Raw genomic sequence first — 24,321 nt, 5'->3', positions numbered from 1 at the left:
ATCAGCTCTGGTTTTCTCCGTTCAACTTGGGAATGATCAGCGTAAAACGGCTTCCGATAGCTTCATTGGATTCCAGCTCGATTTCCCCATTGTGCTGATGCATAATCTCTCTCACGTAAGCGAGTCCCAGTCCTGTTCCTTTTTCTTTGGCAGTTGCCTTAGACCTGACGCGATAAAACTTGTCGAAAATTTTCTTTTGGTCTTCCGCACTAATCCCGAAACCATAATCGGTTACGCTAAAGCGGATGTTCTCGTGCGTTTCAGTGAGCTGAATCTCAATGGTTCGGTTTTCATCCCCGTATTTGATTCCGTTACTGATCAGGTTCTGTATGGCATCAAACAGCAGATCACTGTTTCCTCTGACTTTAAAGTCGCGGCCGATTTTCTTGGAATCTATTTTAAGTTTTTTCTCGCTGAGGAGGGGGTTGGTAATTTGCTGAACATGCTCAACCAATTTCTCCAGATCTACATTTTCGAAATCAGCCGAATTCTTACCGGATTCCAGTCGCTGAATTTCAAGGAAGCGGTTTACCAGCTTGTTCATCCGGTCGCCGGACAAGTTTATCTGATTTACCAGAACCTGCTGTTCTTCATCTTCAATGTTTTCATTCTCAAGTAATATTTGTGAAAGCCCGAGTACACCACTAATTGGGTTTTTAAGTTCATGCACGATGATGTTAATCATGTCATTCCGCTTAATATCATTCAGGCGGTCTTCTGTCTTGTCATGAAGAATGATGAGTGCAGCCTGTTCATTATCCTCCTGGTCAATAATGGTGACATACTGGAAGTCATAAAAATAATTTTTTCCCTCTTTTAAAGAGTGCGATAATTCTGCCCGTTTTATCTTTATTGTATATGGATCCGGGTAGTGAATATTCTGCTCAAGCTTGGTGGTTTGTATATCCGCATGTTCCAAAATTTCATCCAGTGTTATAACTTTTGGATCGAGGGAAAGGCTTTCCAGGAAGCTTTGGAAGTTGTTATTCAGGAAACTGAAGTTTTGATTCTCATCCAGAATACCAATCAGATCCTCCGAGTAAGTCATCATATACTTATTCTTGGATTCCTCCAGTATGATTCGCTCCACATTAATTTTTTGATATCGCTGAAGGGTAAGGCGGATGTTTTCCAGCGTTTCCTGCATTAAATCAAATTCCGGAAGTGAAACAGGATTAATCTGGTGATCAAAATTTAAAGAGCTCAGGTATTCAACATCGGTAATAATCTGTTCAACCGGCTTGTTAACATGAATACTGACATACCAGCTAAAGCAAAACAGGATAAAGAGAATAACTCCTCCCGTTATCACTGAATAACGGATAAGATCATGTACGGGCTGAAGGATAAAGGAATCTTCTACCGCAATAACGTGCCAGAAGGGGGTGGTCTGGAACCGGGAGGTCATTACAAACCAATTATTCCCATTCATTTCTATGGTTGATTGATTGGAATAGCTGGCATCACCGACGAGGTAAGCCGGGAATTCAAAGGGCTGTTCGGGTACAATATTGTCACCGGTACCACTCACGATGTTGGCTACATAATTACCACCAAGTGGAATGTTGATAAGCTCTATGGTAATCTGTGAGGCATCAAAAAACATGTCGAGCTGGAAGATGCTTCCCCCGATTTGAATTACCCTTTTGGCTATAAAGAAGTGAGTGTTTTGCAGGGTATCAGGACTCCAGCTTACGTTGATCATAGGATCAAGCCGGGAGGTGTACCAGTTATATTTGATACCGCTGAAATCCACCCCATCATACAGCGAACGTCTGATATCGACTGACTCGGTTGATGATTGTTCTGAAATGGTGATTCTCATAAGGCCCGGCGTCAGGTTAATGGCCCGGGTTACAATGTTCTGGGTTTGCTCGGGGGCTTTGGCTATTTCTTCGGCGGTATAGTTGGTGGAGTTCAGCCAGTTTCTGATAACCTGATCGGAGCGTTTTAACGAATATTCCTGAAGCTGGGAAACGATGGTGGTACGCTCATTGATAATAGCTTCCCTGTACTGCGGGCGTACGAATATCCACATCAGCAGGAATGCCATCAGTAACAAAAGAGAAGAGAATAGGAAAATTCTATTCCTCAGCGTCAACCCATCTAACATAAAACACCTATTTTTATTAAGGCTTAAGTTCCGCCTAACTGAGGAAATAATCGATTAGAATAGTCTTATAATCAGCACTGTTTTCTGAACTTTTTGGTCATGTTAATGATACCATAACATTAAGGTAACCTTCTCTTTAGCTGAATTAGTGATTCTTAGCCAACCAACGAACCAAGCATTTATATGTTAATTGGCGGAGATTTTAATAGCAGGGCTAAACAACTACTCTTCCAGCTTGCGGAGCTGAGTGAAAGAGATACCGATAAAAGAATATCGGTTGAGGAGCTTGTTCAAGAACTTGAAGTGGACAGAACGGAACTCAAAAACCTGCTTGAATACCTGGAAAATAAGGAACTGATTAGCATAGCGAGTATTGGCGGGCCGTTCCTTTACGGCCATGCAAAAATCACCGAAAAGGGGATTCTGAAAGTTTTGAAGCTTAAATAAAAAAAAGCTTCTGCTTTTACACAGAAGCTTTTTTTGTGAAAGAAATTAACTCCTTACTTAGTCAGCAGGATTCAGAATATCATCGATCCGTTCCAACGCATCTGCGATATGCGCTTGGGAAATTGCACCGGGGATACGGTTCTGAGCCCGTCGAAGATCAGCCTGAAGAGTATTCAGTTCAACCCGCAGAAGTGGGCGGATGTCAGAAGTAGCCACATCTACCGGATTCCAGGAACTGCCGGCTTCATCATTTTCAAACATCTCTTCGATGTTCTGAATGTACATCCGCTGCAAGTTACGGCGATAAGGGTCGATGGCTTTCGGGGAGTACACTTCACTCCACACACCACGGCGTAAATCTTCCAGCATATCGAGTGGGGCATAAGCGTCACCGTCAAAAGTATGAGCTTCATTGAGTCGGAGCATTACACCGGCGTCCATCACATCATTAAGTAAACGGGCTTGCAGGTTTTTCACTCTTTCAAGGGCTCCCGCATGTTCGATGCGGCGGAGAATATCCTTATCGAGCAGCCAATCGGGTGTACTGAATACATGTTCATTCAGGAAATTCATGGCTTCTTTTTGGTAATCTGCAGGCACCGGAGTGTACAATACTCCATCCTGATCAGAGGCTTTTCTTTCCTGATACACCCCGCCAACATTGGTAGAAACATGGCCGGCATAGCGGGCCCACTGAAAAACCAGTTCACTGTAAATCTCTTCCAGGTCATCATAGCCTTCACCCGGAGTGGAGGTCCATTCAATTAAATTCGGAACCACCCGTTTCAGATTCATAAGCCCATACGTACTGGCTTGAACGGGATCGTTGGATAAATCTTCGGTTTGAGAAGAAGGGTCCCAGCCCGTGGAAGAAGCAAAACGATACACGGGGTCGCCGGCTTTTTCTTCAATCCAGCTATCCAGGACAGGTTTTTCATCTTCCGGAGTTGAAGCTTCAGGAATCATGCGATAGCCCCAATTCACAGCGTATTTATCATAAGGGCCTATTTTTCGGATGAAACGGATGTTTTCATCACCGGGCTGCGCAATATAGTTTTGGCGGGCATACTCCATAATGGTGGTAGCAATTCCGTATTTCTGGGTGAAGGTGCCGGATCGCAGAGAGTCCACCGGATAAGCTGAGCTGGACTGCATGTTGTGAGGCAGCCCGATTGCATGTCCAACCTCGTGAGCGATTACCCGGCGCATGGTTTCCCCGATCAGATCATCATCCAGCTGTAGTTTACGTGCATCCGGATTTGCTGCTCCGGTTTCAATCATTAGCCGGTTCCGGTACGAGCGCATGTGGTTGTGATACCAAACAATGTCACTCTCAATAATTTCACCGGTTCGGGGATCGCTAACACTTGGCCCAACCGCATTCCGGATGGTGCTTGCCACCCACCGAACGGTAGAATAACGAATGTCCTCAGGGCTCCAGTCCGGATCTTCTTCCGGGGAAGGAGCTTCTTTGGCGATTACGGCATTTTTAAAGCCTGCTGCTTCAAAAGCTTCATTCCAGTCTTCCACACCTTGCTTTACATATGGTACGTATTTTTTGGGAGTGGCGGGATCCAGGTAATACACAATAGGTTTAACCGGCTCAACCAGTTCGCCACGGGCATATGCTTCAGGGTCTTTGGGCTCCAGCCTCCAGCGACGGATGTAGCTGACTTCCTTTGCTTTCTGTGCTTCCAGACCGTAGTCAATTTGGTCAACCGTAAACCAGCCCACGCGATAATCTTCGTAACGGGGTCGCATAGGCTCTTTCGGAAGCAGCACCATCGACTGATTCATCAGCATGGACAACGTGTTGGTACCCTGGTCGGAAGGAGGGTTGCCGGCATCGTAAGTAAGAACGTGGCGGACTTCAATATTTTTTGGGAAGCTCTTGGCCGACTCGATGTACGTTCGGTTTCCATCCAGGCGCCGCACCTGATATTGCCTTCTTAAGAAGTTGATGGCACCACTGATTGCTTCGATATCGGAGGTGAAGAAGTCGGTCATTTCGATGACAACGGAAGCCGAATCTTTGCCAATGGTTTCGATAGGAAAGGCTGCAAGAATGGGGGCAAAATTGTTAGCCTGAACAGATTTATAAATAGGCAGGGTATCGCTGGCAACGGCGTTGTAGGATTGTTTTCGGATTAAAATCTGATCCCGTTGGCGTTCAAAAGTAAGTACCTGTTCGGCCGTTTTTGAACCACCTGAGAAAAACCCAAAATAGTCGGTAGGAACCTGTGCGATTCGGCTTACCAATAACATCTCCCGGTTTAGCAGGGAATCCGGAATTTCGTAGTAGAGTTTGTCATCAACCCAATGCACATCAAACAAGCCTTCATCGGTTTTGGCTTTATCGGTGATTACCTCCGAATAAGCTTTCATTCCATTGGAGGAAGAACTTGCAGATCGAGCGGGTTTTTGGGCAGAGATGGAAGTTGTTTCTTTGGATGAGGTGCATCCTGCAATCAGAAAAAGGGAGAGAAAAAAAGCAGGAATTATTTTAGGAGAAAAAGGGTGCATAGGGACTTTAATTTAATTTCCGAAAGTAATTTGGGTGAAATTAGTACAAATGATTCAAATTTTTAGACATTTAACATGAAATAACAAAAATAGTTTTACAAGGTAATGTGAAATATTCATTCGTCAGTTTTGGATAAAAATACCTACCTTTGCATCCCTTTAAATGACAGCATAACCAAACGTTTTAAATCATGATTATTGGAGTTCCTAAAGAGATTAAAACCCACGAGAACAGGGTAGCCATTCAGCCCGGCGGCGTAGTTCAAATGAAGCGCAACGGACATGAAGTGTTAATCGAGAAAAATGCCGGAGTTGGCAGCGGGTTCAGCAACCAGGATTATATTGATGCCGGCGCTACCATTATTGACGACGTGGAGGAAGTATGGAAGAAGGCCGAAATGATCATGAAAGTGAAAGAGCCGATTGCCGTTGAATACCCACGCATGCGGGAAGGGCAGGTGATCTTCACGTATTTTCACTTTGCAGCTGAAGAAGCGCTGACCAAAGCTGTGGTTGACTCAAAATGTATTGCCATTGCTTATGAGACGGTAGAAAAAGCGGATCGCTCGCTGCCGTTGCTCATTCCTATGAGTGAAGTAGCCGGACGTATGGCCGCTCAGGGAAGGAGCCGTTTACCTCGAAAAACCCAAAGGCGGTTTAGGTAAATTGATGGGTGGAATTCCCGGTGTGCCTCCGGCCAAAGTATTGGTATTGGGTGGTGGAGTTGTAGGTGTGAACGCTGCTAAAATCGCTGCCGGTATGGGAGCCGATACCACCATCATGGATATCAACATGCCGCGCCTGCGTTATCTTGATGATGTAATGGACAAGAATGTGAACACCATGTTTTCATCCGAAGCCAATATCCGTAAAATGCTTCCTGATGTGGATCTGATTATCGGTGCGGTACTGAAGCCCGGAGCCAAAGCCCCACACCTGATCACCCGCGACATGCTGAAAGAAATGAAGCCCGGAACCGTGTTGGTGGATGTAGCTATTGACCAGGGTGGATGTTTTGAAACCTCCAAGCCAACCACACACAAAGATCCGGTGTATATGGTAGACGATGTGGTTCACTACTGCGTGGCGAACATGCCGGGCGCGGTGCCTTATACATCTACCATGGGGCTGACCAACGTGACACTCCCATATGCCGTATCTTTGGCTAACAAAGGCTGGAAACAAGCTCTTAAGGACGATGCCGAGCTCCTCAAAGGCCTCAACATCGCCAACGGAACCATTGTGTATCAGGATGTAGCCGAAGCATTCGACATGGAATGGGATGAAGTGGACACCGTGCTGAACTAAGCACTCGCTTCAAATCTATCTATTTATACCCAAAGGGCGGACAGTTTGTCCGTCCTTTTTTTGTTAGTAGTGATAAGCTAAAATTATATAAAAGGTATTATATAACTCCTAAGCCTAAACCCCGACCTCTCTAAATCTCTCCTTCACAAGGAGAGACTTTACGGTGTTTTGCTTTAGTTCATACTGTAACTTAACAGAAATGTATTAAAGGCGTCCTTCTCCTTGCTAAGGAGAAGACAGAAGAGGTCGGAGCTGTTGAATTAAAGATATTGCCAGCTTAACCCGGACCCTCTCTCTGTCTCTCTCCCTCCGGCGTGTCGGTATTATATTTCAATCCTTAGCTGGGGCCGCAGGGAAAGAGGACGCCTTGGTAAAAATTGATATAGGGAAAAAGTTTTGATCTAAGGTTACAAGTCAGATAAAGCGCTCCCTCCATATAAGCGCAGCGCAATAGGGAGGGCCGGGGTGGGTTGGTAGGTGGAGAGGGCTTGATATTTTACAAGAAAAGAAGCTAATTCAAAGATGAACCTTACCAAAAAATCTATCACTGAAATAGCGAGAGAGCTTCGGAAAAATCCTACACCTTCGGAGAAAAGATTGTGGAAATATATAAGAAACCGCCAGCTGGGTGGATATAAATTTCTTCGGCAGAAACCGTTTGTCTACGAACAACACAATAATCGCCGATATTTCTACGTGGCCGATTTCTATTGTGCAGAGCTAAAGCTGGTGGTAGAAATGGATGGTAAAATTCATGATTTCCAGAAAGAGTATGATTACCAGCGGGGTGTTGTACTCAATGAATTGGGGCTGAAAGTACTTCGTATAAAGAATGAAGAGTTGGCGGATATAGATCGGGTGCTGGAGAAGATTTTAGAGGTTGGAAGAAAGTAATGTTTCCATTCCATACAGGACCCTCTCTGTCTCTCCCTCCGGCGGGTCTTTTAAGAATTATAGTCCTTCGTTAGGGCCGCAGGGAAAAAGGACTCGTTGGTGAGGTGTTAAGTAGAAAAGAGAGTTTATTTATGGCGAGGATCTTAGATGAAGCGCTCCCTCCATATAAGCGCAGCGCAATAGGGAGGGCCGGGGTGGGTTGGTAGGTGGATTGGGCAACTAAGCCTTATCCATACCACCTAAAACAACATCTCCAAAAACCTCTCCCGAACCTCCTCATTGGCATCCCGGTAAGTACCAAACTCCACGTGTTGATTGGGCTGGGTTGTATCCACTTCAATGCCCCAGAGCGGGGAAAGAGTAATGGGAAGCATGGAATAGCGACCATCCCCGATAACCTGTTCATGGTTGGGATGGCGAATTAACACGTCCCCGGATAGCTCGGAAAATCGGGCGATATCGTTGTACAGGGTTGTTCCCCGGAAGGATTCGTACTCTTTTTGCCAGTTTAGCAGTGCTGTTTGTTCGCCGGGGAAAATTTCCGGTTCGGAGAAGGGCAATAGTTTTACACCGGAGGAATACAAACTATCTCCCGCAACATAACGAATACTCCAAAGCCAGTTGTTGGCGATGGTGGGTTTTACAATCAGCTGATTAATCTCGTGTTGGTTTTGGTTGGCAAGTTGCCGGGCTACCTCCACTGCTTTTCGTTGTTGGGTGAATCCAAAGAGGAGGTAGAGTGCCGCCCAGCCTAAGGCAAGCCACGCAAACAGCTGTTTTCGTTTGTAGAAGGCCATTCCTGTGAAGAGGATAACCCCGAGTGTGAAAATAGGATCGAAGACGGAAATGATATCCAGAGAGTAGCGGGTATCGGTAAAGGGCCAGAGCAGTAGCACGCCATAGCTGGTGAAGTAATCGGTGAGTCCGGCCGTGGCATAGCCCGCCAGGCTGAACAGGTACGTTTCTTTAAGGGTCAGGTACTTCTTCACAAACCACCAGAGCAAGATTGTAGCAATAAGTGCGCCTACCGGAATAAACACGATGGAATGAGAAAACTGCCTGTGCAGCTCCAGGTTGAGCAGCGGATCGGAAGCACTGCCAAGAAACACATCCAGATCGGCCAGCATGGCCGAAGCCAACCCGGTAAAAGCTGCTACTCTGAAACTTCGTTTATCTGCAAACGACTGCGAAGCAGTGGCACCGATAAGTCCGTGAGTGACGGGGTCCATGGAAAATTATTGTATGATTTACTAAAGGATCAAAAGTAGGAGTTTCGAAGAAAAGAAATGGAAACAGATGTGGAAGGTTATACGGAACGGGCATATTCAAAATCCGTATAACATTGGAAAAACAGGGGTTTACTTGGATTTTAAGACGATTTGAAATATTATTTGGCGTATCGGTGCGGATTAGTTAATCTGCTCAATCTTATGTTATACGTTTTGAACAACTCAAATGAGCAAATTCCTTTTCGTCTTCTTATTTCTCTTTCTTTCTTGTACTCAAAGAGCCGAATTCGATAAAGAAAAGTGGAATGACAAAGTCGATATTACATATACCAATCGCGATGCGATGCTTCATGATTTGACAACCAATTACAAGTTAATTGGCCTATCATATGATCAACTCACAGAACTTTTGGGAAATCCTCAAAATTTCGGACATGCAGATTCAACAGAATTGTATTACACAGTTGTTGAAGACTATGGATGGGATATCGATCCTGTGTATATGAAATATCTTGTTTTTACAATTGATCAAGACTCTGTAGTAACGAGTTTCGAAATAGAAGAGCACGAAAAATAAACATATAACAAGGTGTTATAAAGCGGACGTGGGCAAGGTTGGATGGAAACTTGGTTCTAAGGGTTTAATTCCGCTACTTCTACTAAATCATAATCCCCGCACCGTTTAAACGCTGGTTCATTATATGTCTTTAAATTTAGGTATGAGAATTATTCTGACTCTTTTTTTACTCCTATTCATCATTTCTGCTTGTAATTCTGAAAAAACACAGATAGAAAATAAAGTCGATGTAGATTCCCTTGCCATTCAACTTTCCAACTCAGCTACGGAGCGTTTTGGGGAATATATATTTGGCAGAATTGACAGTCCCGATTCCTTAGAAGTTTCTTTAAGCGAACTTGATAAAGCAATAGAAATTGAACCTAATCTGACCGAACTATACACTCATAAAGCAAACATACTTCTTGCACTTGATCGTGATGAGCAGGCTATTCAAGTTTTAAATAAAGCATTGTCAATTAAACCAGACTTTGTTGAAGTAATGACACTGATTGGATTTATAAACGAAAAAATCGAAAAAAGTGAAGTTGCGCAAGAATGGTATCAAAAAGCTTTAGAAGGATATGATAAACGAATTGAAGAAAAACGGTTTGTAATCAATTCAAAAATCAACAAGGTCTTCCTGCTCCTTTTTACTCAGGATGAAGAAGCAGCAAGGAAAGCTTATAAAAATTTAAAACAGGAATATCCAAATAATAGCGAAGTAGAGTTTATGGAACAGTTCCTCTTTATTGATTTTGACAAAGAAAAGTTTTTGAATGAACTCTATAAATAGAAAGCGTCACCTAACATCTTTAAAAGGATAATGTCAAGGACACATAGCTTTCTCCCTGAAGATCCTACACGCTAATCAACTCATAGCCCCAACCCTCGACCTCCTCTAAATCTCCTCCTCACCGACAGTCTAGTCGGGACAGGTTCGCAAGGAGGAGACTTTTCGGGGCTTAACAGAGGGGAGATAGTGAACTAAACAACTATGCCTCCAAAGCGTCTTTCTCCTTGCCAAGGAGAAAACAAAAGAGGTTGGAATGGTTGAGTAAGGCTAATAGTATTTCAACTCTGCCTTAGTTAAAGCACATACTATCTATTGTCATTTCGCGGCGAATGCCCGAAATCTTGTAGTGTTTTAGGTAACAGATATTGAGTTAATGGAATCCTGCCTTCGCAGTGATGACATTGTGTAGTAATTTGGTTGCCATAGTCAGGGAGATTGCTTCGTCGAAATGCTTTGAAACGAGAGATTACCTAATCGGCTCCACGCAATGACTGCATAGGCTTTATACTAACTTTGGAGATAATTGGTCATTGGAATTTGGAGCTTGGGATTTATAAATAGCACAAATTCCAAACTTTAGCCCAAAACAACATCACCACTACCTCCCGAAGGAAATCACTTTAACCGGATCGGTATTGGCTGCCACGCGGGCAGGGAACCAGGAAGCGATGGCAGATAGTAGCAGGGTAACCACGGCCGTGATCAGGAAATCCATCAGGTGCGGTTCCACGGGGGCATAGCTCATGTAGTAGTTTTCCTGCGAAAGGGGGATGATTTGATAATTGGCCTGCAGGAACCAGAAAAGTAGAGATACACCAATCCCAATAACCAATCCCACACCGGCCACCATCAGTCCCTCCATCAGAAACACCCGACGGATGATCTTCGATTTACTACCAATGGTTTTCAGCACGCCGATATCGCGGGTTCGCTCAAGTACCATCATCAGGATGGCACCAATCAGGTTAAATGCGGCTACGATAATCATCCCACTGATAACGAGGGGAATCATATTTTCCTGCAGTTCAACCCAGGCAAAAATATTCCCGAAGACGGTATAAATGGTTTCATTATAATAGGGGAAGGTGAGGCTTTCGCTCAGCTTTTCTTTGAAGGGAAAGATATCCACATCATCTTGCAGACGAAGTTCGATGCCGTCTGCCACATTCGGTGGATACTTGAACAGTTGTTGGGCATGGGGGCGGTTCACCATTGCAAAAACATTGTCAAAACGGTCGATGCCGGTTTCATAAATTCCGGTCAACCTGAATTGTTTGATCTCCGGTGAGTTGATTAAAGAAGGAATGCCTTCGATGGTATATACAGTGATAACCGATCCCAGTTCGGCTTGTAATTCCTGAGCCATCTGAGCGCCCAATACGATACCGGGCATACCGGTGGAATCGCGCCCCAGACTGTACGTTCCTTCTGAAATGTATTTGCCGACACCAAACGAGGGTTTGTCCAGATCCACACCTTTGAGGGTGGTTCCGGTAACGGCATCACGGGTTTGGATCATCACCTGCCCCTGAATGATAACCTGTTTGCTCTTGATTTCCGGGTAACGGTCGAGATGAGCAAAAACGGTATCCACCCGCTCAATGGGTCGATCGGTGAAGGTAGTCACCGTAATATGCGGGGCAAAATCCATAATCTTTCCGTTAATCGTAGATTTAAACCCATGAACAATGGAAAGAGCGATAAGCAATCCGGCCGAGCCTACAGCAATACCGGTAATAGACATATACTTAATGAACGACAGAAACCCCGAACTTTTTCGCGAGCCTTTGAAATACCGAAGCGCCAGGTACCACTCAAATTTCATGTGTTCGTTATTAGTTATTCGTTAATGGTTAGTAAGTGAATCTGCTAAAGTTACCTTCGCTAATATGGGGGTTGTTAACCGATTTTCGAATAACGAATATACCATTAACGAACAACTATTCCGGTTTCATCTGAGGGAAAAACAGTACGTCGCGGATGGATTCTGAGTTGGTCATTATCATCGCCAAACGGTCGATACCAATTCCTATTCCTGCAGTAGGAGGCATGCCGTATTCGAGGGCACGAATGAAGTCGTCGTCGATGGTCATGGCTTCATCATCTCCGCCGGCACGCAGCTTAGCCTGCTCTTCCAGTCGTTCCCGCTGGTCGATAGGGTCGTTAAGCTCGGTGTAGGCATTGGCAATTTCTTTTCCGTTACAGATGGCTTCAAACCGCTCCACCAATCCATCTTTGGACCTGTGCTTTTTAGTAAGCGGACTCATCTCCAACGGATAGTCGGTGATAAATGTTGGCTGAATCAGTTTTCCTTCCACATATTCACCGAAAATCTCATCAATGATTTTACCGGCACCGAACGATTCGTCCATTTCGATATGCAGTTCTTTGGCAACTGCCTTCAGCTCATCCAGGTCTTTGCCGTACAGGTCATGCCCGGTTTCTTTTTCAATGGCTTCAAATAACGGAACCCGTGGCCAGGGTGCTTTGAAATCAATTTCGTTTTCGCCGACCTGAACTTTGGTAGATCCGTGCAGCTCGATGGCTACTTTTTCCAGCATCTTCTCAGTGAATTCCATCATCCAGTTGTAGTCTTTATAGGCTACATAGAGCTCAACCTGGGTAAATTCCGGATTGTGGAAGCGGGAGAGGCCTTCATTTCGGAAATCTTTGGAAAACTCATATACGCCGTCATATCCCCCTACAATTAGTCGCTTTAGGTAAAGCTCGTTGGCAATACGGAGATACAAGTCCATATCCAGGGCGTTATGGTGAGTCACGAAAGGTTTGGCCGCAGCACCCCCATAGACAGGCTGAAGGATAGGTGTTTCCACTTCCAGGTATCCTTTCTCGTTCATCACGTTCCGCATGATCTGTACCATTCGGGTCCGCTGCTGGAAGGTTTTACGAACTTCAGGGTTTACAATCAAATCCACATAACGCATGCGGTAGCGCTGCTCTTTATCCGTGAAGGCATCGTGGACGATGGTTTCTCCGTCTTCTGTCTCCTCTTCTTTGGGAGTGGGAATTGGACGAATGGTTTTGGTTAGAAAGTGAAATTCTTCAGCGTGGATAGTCGTCTCGCCGGTTCCGGTCTTAAAAACGAATCCTTTGATACCGACAATATCCCCGATATCAACCAGCTTCTTGAACACCTTATTATAGTTGTCGTTGCCCAGCTCTTCCGTGGCTACATCGTCCCGGCGGATGTAAACCTGGATGGTACCTTCGGCATCCTGCAGGTTAAAGAAAGAAGCTTTCCCCATAATACGGCGGGTCATAACCCGGCCGGCCACCGTCACTTGTTCGGAGTCGGGGTTGCTTTCTTCATCCCGCAGATAGTGGTCTTCGTTGTCTAAAATCTGTTTCGAATTGTGGGTAACGTCAAAAGAGTGAGGGTAGGGGTTAACTCCCAAATCCTGGAGTTGCTGAAGTTTTTCCCTGCGAATTTCTTCTTGTTCGGAGAGGGATAATTCCTGGTCAGACATCTATAAAAATTGAATTAATTAATTGCGTTCAAACGAAGCATCAAAAATACCGAATTGTAGTGAGAATTGTGAGGGGCAAAAGAAATTAGTTCGGCAGCGAAATTATGTGGTTAACAAAAATTTAATAATACCGATAACTTCACCGGAACTTAGATATGCAAGGGTGTGGGAGTATATCACTACATATTCAGGTGTTTTTCTTAGTTAAATCAATTTTAACTTTCTATACTTACAAGGCTTTGATAGCTTTAGGTAAAATAGAATACTAGAATACTGTAGAACCTACCTTCAGGTATTTTCTTCGGGTCCAAATAAAATTCAAAACCAAATTACTCGGTAATGCAGATTAAAAAACACATTTTAGCGTGTATAGCACTTGGTGTGGCTTTTACAGGGTGTGAACTTCCGAAATCACCTGATTTCAGAACTTCCCACAAAGTTGAAGCTCCTGTGATGTACAATAAGACGTTTCAATTCATGGGAGACTCTACGATGTCTGTGATGATTGACACGACAGGCTCAGACTTCGATTCGTTGTTTACTATAGACGGCGACGACTTCATCACTATTTCCAAAGAGCAGGATTTCAATTTTGGCGAATTGAATGATGCCATCCCTGTAATTGACGTGGACCCAACATCCTTTGATGCGGCTGTGGGTGAAATTGAGATTACCGATTTCTCATCAGGATCAGGCGATCTTGGGTCGGCAAATATTGAAGAAGTAACCGGACAGAATCCAAATTTTGTGCCAGCCGGAACGCCTATTCCAGCCGGTAGTAATGCAGCTTCACCGGTTCGCATCGGTATTGGTGCCAATACTGATTTCTTCAGCAGTGCTACGATTAAAAGTGGTGCTTTAGATGTTCAGCTGACGAATAACCTGGGGTTCGATTTCCAGACTGCCACCATTCAGGTAATTGACACAACAAATAATGCACCTATTGGCAATGCGGCTACTTTCAGTGCTGGCAACGGAAATCAGCTGACGGATGGCACCACCCAAACCGCCTCCATTACTTTTTCTGATGGTGACCAGCTGCGTAATCTTGGAGTTGAGATTGTAGTATCATGGGATAATTTCAATTTCCCGAATAACCCACAGGAACTGGTTGTTAACTCTGTGAATGGCAACAATCTGGTTGCTTCCCAAGTACAGGCAGCTCTTGATGAACAGGACTTTTCAACTTCCAGCACAGCAAGTTTCAGTGCAGATGAATTTGAATTTACTCAGCCCAGCCACTTCATCCGTATGAAAGCAGGGGAGATAGATATTGCCCCAATCCAGAATGATCTGGACTTTTCCATAGATGTAACCATCAACTTTGCGGATATTCAAAACTGCCCGGCTTCGGTAGCCACGAACATTCCTGAAATCACAAGCGTGGATCCATTGGTGATTTCATATACACAGGCTAACGGTACCGAGATATCCAGATCAGGCAGCTCTAATCAGGTTATTGTGCCATTGGCTGAATGTGAAGTATATGCAACTAACAACGAGGTTACCTTCACAATTGACGCCGCTACCGAGAATACTAAAAATGCTCCACAGGGAGATCAGATCCGTGTGATTAATGAAACACAATCTGTGGCTGCTTCTGTGAATATCTCAGGATTGGAGATTGAGCGGGCTACCGGAATAATCAAGCAGCAAACGGTTCTTTTAAATGATGACGACCCTGCTGACTTTGATGATGATCTCGCGTTATTCAACGACAATGAGGCTGAAATCACCGAGATTGACGGATTGAATGACCTGTCATCTCAGCTAAGCGATATCAATTTCACAAACCCGATTTTGTCCATTAACTATGAAACCAACATCAGTGTGCCAACCACGATTTACGGTGCTTTTGTAGGCATTAACGGTGACGGAGAGCAGGTGTACCTGAGGGGAACCGGAACGGATTATTCGGTAGATCAAACCGACCCGATTTCAGGCTTATTAAAAGATGCAGGCGATCCCCTGAGTGCAGATGAAATGATCAAGTTCTCCCTGGCTGATAACTTGAACGGAGATAACATCAATGCCTCTATTCAATTCGATCGAACCAACACCAATGTGGACGATTTCCTGAATAACCTGCCTTCTGAAATTCGATTTATCGGAAAAGCAGTTGTAAATGAAGATGAGAACACGGCCACTATAATCGACCCGCTTAACTTTGATCCCAAAATCAGTGTTGATATTCCTCTGAGGCTTTCAACCACTCAGCCAATAACTTATACCGATACGGTTGAGCAGGATATGAGTGGTGTGCCTTCTCCCGAGAACGGAGACGACCAGTCCATTACCGAGGGAATCATAGCCATCGATTATGAGAACGGTTTCCCGATGGGTGTTGACCTTGTGGTAACCTTCCTGGATTCTCTGCAGAACGAACTGTCTCCGGTATCGGTACAGCTGGATGAAATCACATTACAGGCTGCACAAATTGGTGCTGACCGCTTTGCAGATCATGACAACCCGACCAGCGGAACCATTGAGATTGCCCTGTCGGGCGATCAGCTTGATCAGCTGTATAAGACCAGGTTTTTGGAAGTATCGGCATCATTACAAACAACGAATAATCAGGACGTAAAAATACGAACTACCGACTTTATCACTTTATCGGTTCGTGCAGAATTAACCATCGAATCGGAGGTGAACTAAGATGAATATCAGGCTATATAACAACATCATGAAGAAAAGTTTATTCTTAGCACTAATCATCGGGGTAGCATCTACTTCGTTATTTGCACAGTCAAGACATTATAACTCACAGTCGCTGGCTATGGGAAGCGGGGGAACCGCTTATGTGGATGGCTTTCATGCCAACTTCATAAATCCGGCTAATCTCATGCTGGATATCCACCGTCCAAAAACTCAAATTGGGTTGATGAACTTCGGAGTGAAAGCCGGCGGAAGTCTTGCTAACCTCGCTGTTTATAACAAATACCTGACAACCGGACAGCTTATTGCCGGTGAAACCCGAACCAACATGCTTAATGAGTGGTTTGGTGAAAGTTCATCAAACGAACGTGAGCTGTCTGCTACTTTCAGTATGGCTCCATTAGGTGTTTCCTACCGCGGTGTAAATCAGGCATTCAGTGTGGCATCCAGAGTGCGTATCACGGAAGATTTCGCCATTAACAAGGGGATGGCCGAGCTGATGACCTACGGTTTGGATTCGGATAAATTTTCCAGTCCGACCCCGGTTAATTTCAGTTCTAACACGGTAGCTTTTGCTGAAATTTCGGTAGGCTATGCCCGGGAGCTGAACTTCATCAATATTCCGGACCTGTTCTTTGCCAAGGATATTAAGTTGTATGTGGGAGCGGCGCCAAAATACCTGTATGGTGTTTATACAGCCGATCTCGATTTCAACTCAACCCTGCAAATTGATAATGGTACCAATGGTTCAAACTTCACCATTAACCACGAATTTAATTACAGCCTCCAAACCATTGGTGAGCTTTCCCGACAACTACAGGCTTACGAAACAGCTTATAACCAGGATAACAATGCCAACTTTGACGACTACGTTGAATTTGGGGATGTAACCAACGACCTGAGCTCACCTCAGGCAACCGGTTTTGGTCTTGACCTTGGGGCTACGGTTGAAATGGATATTTCATCTGTTCCGATTCCTCTTTTCGTCCGTAAGAAGAAAACTCTTCGTGTATCTATGTCCATCACGGATATGGGTAAACTTACCTACGATCAGGACCCTTCCAGCATTTACGCAGACGGCGACTTCAGCTACCAGGGAGCGGGCGATGACGATGAGTTTTCTAACTTTTTTGACAATCTTTCCGATAGTTTGCAGAATGACGTGTATGGACAGTTTAACTCAGAACAAACGGACGGCATTACTTATAACCTGCCTTCTATGTATAACTTCGGAGCTTCGCTGGAGATGGGTAAGCTGATGCTTGCACTCGATTATGGAATTGGGTTTAATAACAATGGACTAAACTCAGACCGAAGCGTACTCAGTCTGGGTGCCCAATACCGATTATTAGGTTTTATTCCGATTCGGGTTGGCTCCCGGGTGGGTGGGTACTCATCAGCAGCCTACTCGGCAGGAATTGGACTTGATTTCAACTTCCTTGAGTTTACTGTGGGAGTATCAAACGTGGCGAATTCTGAGAACTCAGGGTCTTCCGCCGGTGTAGCCTGGAGCGGACTGCTGCTTCGGTTCTAAAATTTTATTGCTGAATTAAATATTTACAAAGCTCGTTATGGATGCCAAACTAAACAGGCACTATGACGAGCTTTGCTATTTATGAGATTATAGGTTTTATACTGGCCCTGCCGCTAAGCTATGCTATGGCTTGGTTTGCCAGAAAATATTCAAAAGACACCTATAAAGATGAACTGGAACGATTGTTTTCAGCAATGTGGAATGGGAGAGAAGAAGATGAGCTGACGGCCTGGCTTCAGGTAAAGCAGATTTTTATGGACAAGAACGCGCCGAAGAAAATGAAGTATATCCGTAAGAAAATTGATCAGCTTAACAAGCAAAATATGTACGGTTCAATTACGGTTGATGAAAAAGGCCGAATCAGGAAACAAAAAGATTCAAACCCTGTTCACCGAAACCTCTTTAGGGATAGCTGATCCATGCAGTATATATTCAGAAAGAGCATTACCGAGATAGGCACTGTACAACAATCCCTTTGATCCAAGTCCGGCAAAAACATACATATTGTCTATTTCCGGATGAGCACCTACAACGGGCTTCTTATTTGGTGTGGATGCCCGGACACCCGCCCACTGATCGACCAGTTTGGCTTCTTTGAATAGGGAAGGATAAACCCCTCCAAGCCTTTCGGTTAGATAGTCCAGTCCTTCAATATCAGGTTCTACATCTTCAAAGTGATGTTCGTAGGTACTTCCGGCTACAAAGCGGGTATCAGAAATGGAAGCAATGTAACCGAGTGCAGAAATTGAATAATCGAACTTTCGGGTCTGGGGAGATTCAAATACAGCTACCTGTCCTTTTATGGCGTGAAGGGGGAGGAAATCCCAGTATTTGGATTCTTTGGTTTGATGTCCGGCTGTCGTTATTACTGCATTTGCATTTACTGGCCCGCCATCTTTTAGGATAAGCTCATAATGGCCCGCAACCTGCTTCAGAGAGTAATCTGCATTTGTCCTGATATGAAGTCCTTGGTTAGTAAGGTATTCAGCTTTTGATTTAAGGTAGGTAGGTACGTTTACCGTTAATCCGTGGGGCAGCCACATTCCGCCTTCCACGCAATGCAGTTCCGGGTTGATGTCATGCACTTCTTTTTTATCTAGCCAGTGGCACCAATCTTCCGGCCATTCGTTCTTCTGGTAGTTATCGTACATCCGTTCCGCCATTTCTTCATCCTGAGCCGGACGCAGGATGCCGGTTTTGTCAAACAGACGAACCGGGGTATGATCCTGTATCTCCTTGAGATCTTCATACACAGCCTGATGGCACTCTTCAGCTCTCCAGCTTTTGGTACCCCATCTGCCTGTGGCCGGGTTTACCAATCCAAGAGGGGTACCCGAAGCTCCTGAGGCAACTTCACCGGTATCAATTAAGCAAACAGAGGCTCCATTATCGATTAGATGTTTAGAAATAGACAACCCGGCTAAACCGGCTCCGAGTACACAAAAATCAAATGACTTACTCACGGTACTAAATAATTTTATTCGTATGCGTTAAAACTACTCCGGCTTCTTTCATCTCCTGCATGGCGGCCTCCACCGAGCCGTCAATATCGATACCTCGTATGGCATCTTCAACAAGGTGAACGTTATAGCCGAGTTTCAATCCATCCAGTACCGTCCATTTAACACAGAAATCGGTGGCTAAACCGACCACATATACATCTTCTATACCACGTTCCTTCAGGTACCCATGCAAGCCGGTGACGGTTTCATTATCGTTTTCGAAGAAAGCGGAGTAGGAATCGATGTGTTTTCTGAATCCTTTTCGGACGATGAGTTGAGAGGGCCGGGTCTTTAAATCAGGATGAAATTCAGCACCTTTGGTTTCCTGTACACAATGATCCGGCCATAGTACCTGTTCCCCGTAATCCATTTCTATGGTTTCATAAGGATCTTTACCCGCATGGTTGGAAGCGAAGGAGAGATGGTCCTGAGGGTGCCAATCCTGGGTTTGAACAATGCAATCAAAGGCTGTAGCCAAGGTGTTGGTGGGCTCGATCACTTCATCCCCGCCGGGAACGGCAAGGGCTCCGCCCGGACAAAAATCATTCTGAATATCGACAATAACTAAAGCTCTCATTGTACTAACCTTTTTGAACCAATTGATTTTTTAAGTCTCGAAGTTTTTTACTTACTCCCACTTTATATACATGCGGGTTATCAAAGCGTTTATGCTCCTGGTTTAGTTTCGCCAATCGCTCACGGGCATATGCTGCACTTTGTTTTGGTTTTGGCGGGGTGATGGTAACCCGGCCCAGATCTACAACTTTGCTCAATAATTCTTCTGATTTCAAGTTAGAAACCCGGGATGATTTATGCGTGATACGAGGATGAAAAACTTCATCCTGATCACCTTCACCTTCCAGCAGAACCCCGTCGCAGTAAAAGCTGCCATCTTCATTTAGATATCGAACAAGCTTCTTGGTATCAGGCAGGGTAATTTTCTCGATGTTTTCAGAGATCTTAAGCGTTGGGTTTCCATTGATGGAGCTCAGCTTGTATACGCCGTCAAGAGCAGAATCATCATAAGCCGTTACAAGTTTGGTTCCCACACCGAAGAGATCGATAGGGGCATCCTGATCGAGCAGGCTTTTTATTACATACTCATCCAGCTGGTTGGAAGCGGCTATTTTCACATAGTCTAATCCGGCATTGTCCAGCATGTTTCGGCTTTGTCGGGCCAGGTAAGCCAGATCGCCGCTATCCAGACGGATGGCGATGAGTTTGTGGCCCTTCTCCTCCAGTTCCTTGGCAACTTTAATAGCATTGGGAACTCCTCTTCTCAGGGTGTCGTAGGTATCAACCAGCAGGATGGAAGCATCGGGATAATGCCGGGCATAGGTTCTGAATGCAATGAGTTCATCCTCAAACGACTGCACCCAGGAATGGGCCATGGTACCGCTCACGTCGATGTCATACAATTTTCCTGAAAGCACATTAGATGAACCACCGATACCGCCAATCACCGATGCTTTTGAAGCCTGCAATCCGCCTAAACCCTGTGATCTCCTGAGCCCGAAATCCAGAACCGACTTATCACCGGCAGCTAATTTAATCCGGGAAGATTTTGTGGCAATCAATGATTCAAAATTGAGCGTGTTTAATATCAGGGTTTCCAGTATCTGGGTTTCGAGGATGTTTCCCTCCACCCGAAGAACCGGCTCATTGGCAAAAATGACCTCACCTTCCTTCACCGAATAAATATCTCCCTGAAACGCAAAGTCCTTCAGGTAGCTCAAAAAACCGCTCTTAAATCCCTGTTCTTTCAGGTAGTCTAATTCATCATCATGAAAGGTGAAATTTTCGATGGTCTCGAGAAGGTCAGACAATCCTGCAAATACAACATAGCCACCATCAAAAGGAAGACTTCGGAAAAAATAGTCGAAGTTGGCGGGTTGCTCATGCCGTCCAGACAGGAAATACCCTTGTGCCATCGTAAGTTCATAGAAGTCGGTGTATAGTGTTGGCTTTTGTAAGAGCATAGTTTAATGAAAATAAAAAGGCCTTCTGCATAACAGAAAGCCTTAAAATATGAAAACGTTCAATTTCAACCGCGGAGTTTACGGCGCTCAATGAGTTTCTTAATCTTTTTATTCCCAATCCAGACTTTACGGTTGGTTTCAACATCAATCAGTTCCAGGTTAACGGAATAAAAAATAGCGGCATCTTTACCACTCAGCGATTCGTCAACTATAGAACTGATATTGCCAATCAGCATGAAATCAGCACCCAATTCCTGAGCCAGTGCTTTGGTAGATTCATAGGAAGCAAAACTTTGCTGTTCCTGTCGCTCCTGCCGAATTTGTTCACGCTCCTCCTGGCTGGCCACCACTTGTACTCTGCCGCTGTTCACAAAGGCCCGTTCCATTTCTTTGGTTATCACGTCGGTGTCGATGTGCTCCATGGTTTCATTGCGGACATTACCTACGATGGTTACCGGAGGTTCACTGTGATTCTGGTTGAAATTAGAGAGCCAGGGCATAGAAACGGCATCACTGATCATTTCTTCAGCTACCAGTCTGGCATCGGTATCATTCCAGCGTCCGGAGAGGTCGGTTTGAGTATCAGCGGCCACACGGCTTACTTGTTGCGAGGGTCCGCAGCCACTAATTACAAGTGTACATATAAAAAGGGATAGAGCGAGATATTTCATAATGGTCGGTGTTAGTTGATTTGCAAAAGTTCGTTGTTCAGGAAGGTATTAAAATCTTTCTCGATTTTAGAGCGTGCGGTAAAATCAGCTCTTTTGAGCGCATCGGAATAGGAGGGGGCTCCGTCCCGGCCCTCTGTCATATATGTTTTAAAGGATCGGTTTGTTTGCAGGTCGTTGACTTCAATCACAAGTTCCCATTTCACAAATTCAGCATCATCGCGGTTTAAATCGGCTTCCTGAGTTTGGTAGTTTACATCCACTTCCAAAATAGCATCGTCATTGGTCTCTTCCGTGATGGTAAACCCGGCATTTTGAAATACGCTGGCTACTCCGGCTTTTATACTGGAAGTAGCATTGTCTGATACCAACCTTACTATAGCCTTCTGTTGAGCCGTTCTGAACTTCTCCTGCAGCCGCACCAGCGTTTCGGTAGCTTCACCACCGGTTCCTGCTCCGCCACGGATTATATTCAGCTGACGGGTTAGAATTTCATTAGCAGCAGCCACGGCCTGAGCCTTTTTCAACAAAACCAGTTTCTGAAGGAGGTTGCCCTCGTTCCCGGCATTTTGCTCCAGCTCATTTATCTTGATGCTGTTGTTTGAAATTTCCTGACTGTAGATGCGGGATGATTCTGCGCGGTCCATCCCGGCAAGCGCGTGATAGGTTCCGAAATTATCCACTTCCGAAGTCAGGATGGTGGTATTCATCAATTCCTGGTTCGTGCCGATTTTGATATTATTTAAAAGCTGGGAGGTACTCTCCGAATAAAGCTGATTATTGATATTACGATCTATAAACTCGGAGGTAACCTGCTCGGTGGCATCTATATCCATCTGAAAAATTTGGGAAAGGCTGGCAAAGGCATCGCCGCGAGCTTCATTTAAGGTACTTCCGCTACCCACAGCCATCAGGTATTTTTGTTCATTGAATTCACTCGCCGGATTATTTACCCAGTTGGGAATTCCGTTGCTTCCCGAAGAAGCACTTTTACTTGATCCACATCCCCATAACAGAAGGGGCGTCAGAACTGAAAGCAGGATTAAGGTCTTGTTCATATGATTCAATTATAAATTCAGAATTAATTCCAGTAAATAGATTCAACCAGTTTCAACGTTTCGTTTTCCCGTACGGTAATGGTCCGTGGTTGAGTATGTATAAGTTGCCCCGAATGCCCGTAATACTGAACTTCAACATTGTGTTCTCCGGGAGAGAGATTTAAAACCGTTGCGTAGGCTTTTCCGGGCATGGTTTGCCAGCTTCTTAAATCGGCTTTTTCAGTCGTTTCCTGGGCAATTTTACCCAAAATGTTTACAATGCTGCCGAGCGTTTCGTCTTCTTTTTTGGCTTCCTTTTTCATTTTGGCTGCCGCTGCGGCTTTCAGGAAGGTTCGCACAACCGTTCGTGCATAAATGATGGGCTCTTTCACTTTATACACTTCTTTGGCTACCTGATCCATTTCTTCGATCAAGTCGAGTTGGGCCGTTTCCCCGTCTTCGAAATTTACTTTCACATGGCTTACCTGAGAGCTAAATGTCTTAAGACTTGGGAGCGAAAATTTGAGGTAAGTATCCGATTCGTCCAGATAGAGCCTGATGTCGTTTTGTTCTTTTACAGGAGCTCTTCCTGCAAATGCCTGTACAAGTACATTATACCTGTCAGGCTCGGTGATTTCTCGTAACTGACTTGCATTTGGACCGGTGCTATATACAGAAGGTTGTTCTCTATAGGCCTTTAGTAAATTTTCGTACTCGATACGGGCATCATCGGGTTTGTTTGTTTTTGCATACAGTATAGTTGAAAGGTAACGTCCCATGGCACTGTTCTGGATGTTTGTATCACCGGTTTTCCATTCATGCTGGCCGGTGTTGGTGGTATCTGCTTTAGACAATGACTCCACCAGTCCGTTATACTTTTGATCAAGTCGCTCCAGCTTGTAGGTAACGCGGCGTACCTCGACCAGTGCACTTTCCAGTTCATCTTGATGGATATAGTTGAGGCATTTGAAAATATTAAGGTAGATGTCCTCGTAATCTTCTCCGTCGTAAGCGAGGGTGTTGTCGTTAACCACAAATGATTTTATTGCCCGGCTGACACTTTTAGTGAAAAGGACATCCATCTCGTTTTCAGCCTGGGTAAAGTGATAGCTGCTTTGCTCATAGTTACTGGCAAAGTGATTTACCAGGCCATGTTCGAGGTGAAGAAGTACCTTTTCTTTATTCTGGTAAACCTCATTCTTTTCGAGCTTTTCTATAAGCTCAACCGTGGTAGTATAGTCCCCGGAGGCAAAAGAAGTGCGTAACTCATTCTGTGCCGAATCCAGCTGGTAGGCAGCACATCCACCCACTACAAAAATTAAAGCAACGAACCCCGTTATCCGTTTCATAAGCTAAAAACTTATCCTATTTACTTTGCTTGTTAACCAAGCTGTTTACCAATCTATTATAAAGAATAGATATGGATTTTTTAAGCTCTTTCCCAATCAATTCTGAAGCCGGGGCTTACGTTTAAGTTCCGTCAAATTGCAGTGGAATAATAGTTAACGAGTTTCACATAAAATCATTAAAGTTCTCATTCGACAGGGAGTACAAAATGCCTATATTTAGACTTTAACAAAAAGATATACGTC

Annotated in this window: 18 protein-coding genes and 1 pseudogene; 8 read left to right on the top strand and 11 right to left on the bottom strand. The window is 44.6% G+C overall.

Annotated features, from left to right (window positions below):
• Position 1 precedes the first annotated feature (1 nt).
• Entirely contained in the window at positions 2-2,113 is a 2,112-nt protein-coding gene (locus ABFW99_RS05670) for a sensor histidine kinase (protein WP_349355193.1), read from the bottom strand.
• Between the two features lie 183 nt (positions 2,114-2,296).
• Between ABFW99_RS05670 and ABFW99_RS05665 the strand changes: the two genes are divergently transcribed.
• Positions 2,297-2,560 (top strand): hypothetical protein, encoded by a 264-nt coding sequence (locus tag ABFW99_RS05665; protein WP_349355192.1) that lies wholly within the window; start codon positions 2,297-2,299, stop codon positions 2,558-2,560.
• A gap of 57 nt (positions 2,561-2,617) precedes the next feature.
• On the opposite strand, the gene ABFW99_RS05660 is transcribed toward ABFW99_RS05665, so the two are convergent.
• Complete coding sequence (locus ABFW99_RS05660) at positions 2,618-5,083, bottom strand: zinc-dependent metalloprotease (RefSeq protein ID WP_349355191.1); 2,466 nt, start codon at positions 5,081-5,083, stop codon at positions 2,618-2,620.
• A 191-nt stretch (positions 5,084-5,274) separates the two neighbouring features.
• On the opposite strand from ABFW99_RS05660, the pseudogene ald reads away from it, so the two are divergent.
• Positions 5,275-6,391: pseudogene (gene ald, locus ABFW99_RS05655) on the top strand (alanine dehydrogenase).
• A gap of 522 nt (positions 6,392-6,913) precedes the next feature.
• Complete coding sequence (locus ABFW99_RS05650) at positions 6,914-7,285, top strand: endonuclease domain-containing protein (RefSeq protein WP_349355190.1); 372 nt, start codon at positions 6,914-6,916, stop codon at positions 7,283-7,285.
• Between the two features lie 239 nt (positions 7,286-7,524).
• Here the strand turns inward: ABFW99_RS05650 and ABFW99_RS05645 are convergent, their stop codons facing one another.
• The gene (locus ABFW99_RS05645; RefSeq protein ID WP_349355189.1) at positions 7,525-8,514 is read right to left on the bottom strand and encodes a metal-dependent hydrolase; all 990 of its coding nucleotides are present in this window, start codon (positions 8,512-8,514) and stop codon (positions 7,525-7,527) included.
• A gap of 226 nt (positions 8,515-8,740) precedes the next feature.
• Between ABFW99_RS05645 and ABFW99_RS05640 the strand changes: the two genes are divergently transcribed.
• Positions 8,741-9,091: a hypothetical protein gene (locus ABFW99_RS05640; protein ID WP_349355188.1), complete on the top strand. Its 351-nt coding sequence runs from the start codon at positions 8,741-8,743 to the stop codon at positions 9,089-9,091.
• A 124-nt stretch (positions 9,092-9,215) separates the two neighbouring features.
• Positions 9,216-9,866 (top strand): tetratricopeptide repeat protein, encoded by a 651-nt coding sequence (locus ABFW99_RS05635; protein ID WP_349355187.1) that lies wholly within the window; start codon positions 9,216-9,218, stop codon positions 9,864-9,866.
• A gap of 598 nt (positions 9,867-10,464) precedes the next feature.
• Here the strand turns inward: ABFW99_RS05635 and ABFW99_RS05630 are convergent.
• Entirely contained in the window at positions 10,465-11,691 is a 1,227-nt protein-coding gene (locus ABFW99_RS05630; protein WP_349355186.1) for an ABC transporter permease, read from the bottom strand.
• 115 nt (positions 11,692-11,806) lie between these two features.
• Positions 11,807-13,354 carry a lysine--tRNA ligase gene (gene lysS, locus ABFW99_RS05625; protein WP_349355185.1) on the bottom strand — a complete coding sequence of 516 codons (1,548 nt, stop codon included), beginning with the start codon at positions 13,352-13,354 and terminating at the stop codon, positions 11,807-11,809.
• Between the two features lie 339 nt (positions 13,355-13,693).
• Here lysS and ABFW99_RS05620 point away from each other — a divergent pair, with 339 nt between their 5' ends.
• The 3 genes from ABFW99_RS05620 to ABFW99_RS05610 all read left to right on the top strand — a co-directional run bounded on the left by ABFW99_RS05620 (position 13,694) and on the right by ABFW99_RS05610 (position 17,959).
• The gene (locus tag ABFW99_RS05620; protein WP_349355184.1) at positions 13,694-16,009 is read left to right on the top strand and encodes a hypothetical protein; all 2,316 of its coding nucleotides are present in this window, start codon (positions 13,694-13,696) and stop codon (positions 16,007-16,009) included.
• A 1-nt stretch (position 16,010) separates the two neighbouring features.
• Positions 16,011-17,543: a DUF5723 family protein gene (locus tag ABFW99_RS05615; RefSeq protein ID WP_349355183.1), complete on the top strand. Its 1,533-nt coding sequence runs from the start codon at positions 16,011-16,013 to the stop codon at positions 17,541-17,543.
• 62 nt (positions 17,544-17,605) lie between these two features.
• Positions 17,606-17,959, top strand: a complete 354-nt coding sequence (locus ABFW99_RS05610) for a hypothetical protein (RefSeq protein WP_349355182.1) — start codon at positions 17,606-17,608, stop codon at positions 17,957-17,959.
• Here the strand turns inward: ABFW99_RS05610 and ABFW99_RS05605 are convergent.
• The 6 genes from ABFW99_RS05605 to ABFW99_RS05580 all read right to left on the bottom strand — a co-directional run bounded on the left by ABFW99_RS05605 (position 17,921) and on the right by ABFW99_RS05580 (position 24,078).
• Positions 17,921-19,006 carry an NAD(P)/FAD-dependent oxidoreductase gene (locus tag ABFW99_RS05605; RefSeq protein WP_349355181.1) on the bottom strand — a complete coding sequence of 362 codons (1,086 nt, stop codon included), beginning with the start codon at positions 19,004-19,006 and terminating at the stop codon, positions 17,921-17,923. The two genes, ABFW99_RS05610 and ABFW99_RS05605, sit on opposite strands and share 39 nt — an antisense overlap.
• A gap of 4 nt (positions 19,007-19,010) precedes the next feature.
• Positions 19,011-19,622, bottom strand: a complete 612-nt coding sequence (pncA, locus tag ABFW99_RS05600; protein ID WP_349355180.1) for a bifunctional nicotinamidase/pyrazinamidase — start codon at positions 19,620-19,622, stop codon at positions 19,011-19,013.
• A gap of 4 nt (positions 19,623-19,626) precedes the next feature.
• On the bottom strand, positions 19,627-21,024 hold the full coding sequence (locus ABFW99_RS05595; RefSeq protein ID WP_349355179.1) for a nicotinate phosphoribosyltransferase: 1,398 nt from the start codon (positions 21,022-21,024) through the stop codon (positions 19,627-19,629).
• A 65-nt stretch (positions 21,025-21,089) separates the two neighbouring features.
• Positions 21,090-21,695 carry a penicillin-binding protein activator LpoB gene (lpoB, locus tag ABFW99_RS05590; protein ID WP_349355178.1) on the bottom strand — a complete coding sequence of 202 codons (606 nt, stop codon included), beginning with the start codon at positions 21,693-21,695 and terminating at the stop codon, positions 21,090-21,092.
• A gap of 11 nt (positions 21,696-21,706) precedes the next feature.
• Positions 21,707-22,750 carry an LPP20 family lipoprotein gene (locus ABFW99_RS05585; RefSeq protein ID WP_349355177.1) on the bottom strand — a complete coding sequence of 348 codons (1,044 nt, stop codon included), beginning with the start codon at positions 22,748-22,750 and terminating at the stop codon, positions 21,707-21,709.
• A gap of 23 nt (positions 22,751-22,773) precedes the next feature.
• Positions 22,774-24,078 (bottom strand): hypothetical protein, encoded by a 1,305-nt coding sequence (locus ABFW99_RS05580; protein ID WP_349355176.1) that lies wholly within the window; start codon positions 24,076-24,078, stop codon positions 22,774-22,776.
• Positions 24,079-24,321: the final 243 nt, after the last annotated feature.

Origin of the sequence: Gracilimonas sp. BCB1, from assembly GCF_040117685.2 — a bacterium.
Classification (GTDB): domain Bacteria; phylum Bacteroidota; class Rhodothermia; order Balneolales; family Balneolaceae; genus Gracilimonas.
The sequence above is the reverse complement of the archived record's forward strand: the minus strand, read 5'-3'. Positions and strand labels throughout refer to the sequence as shown.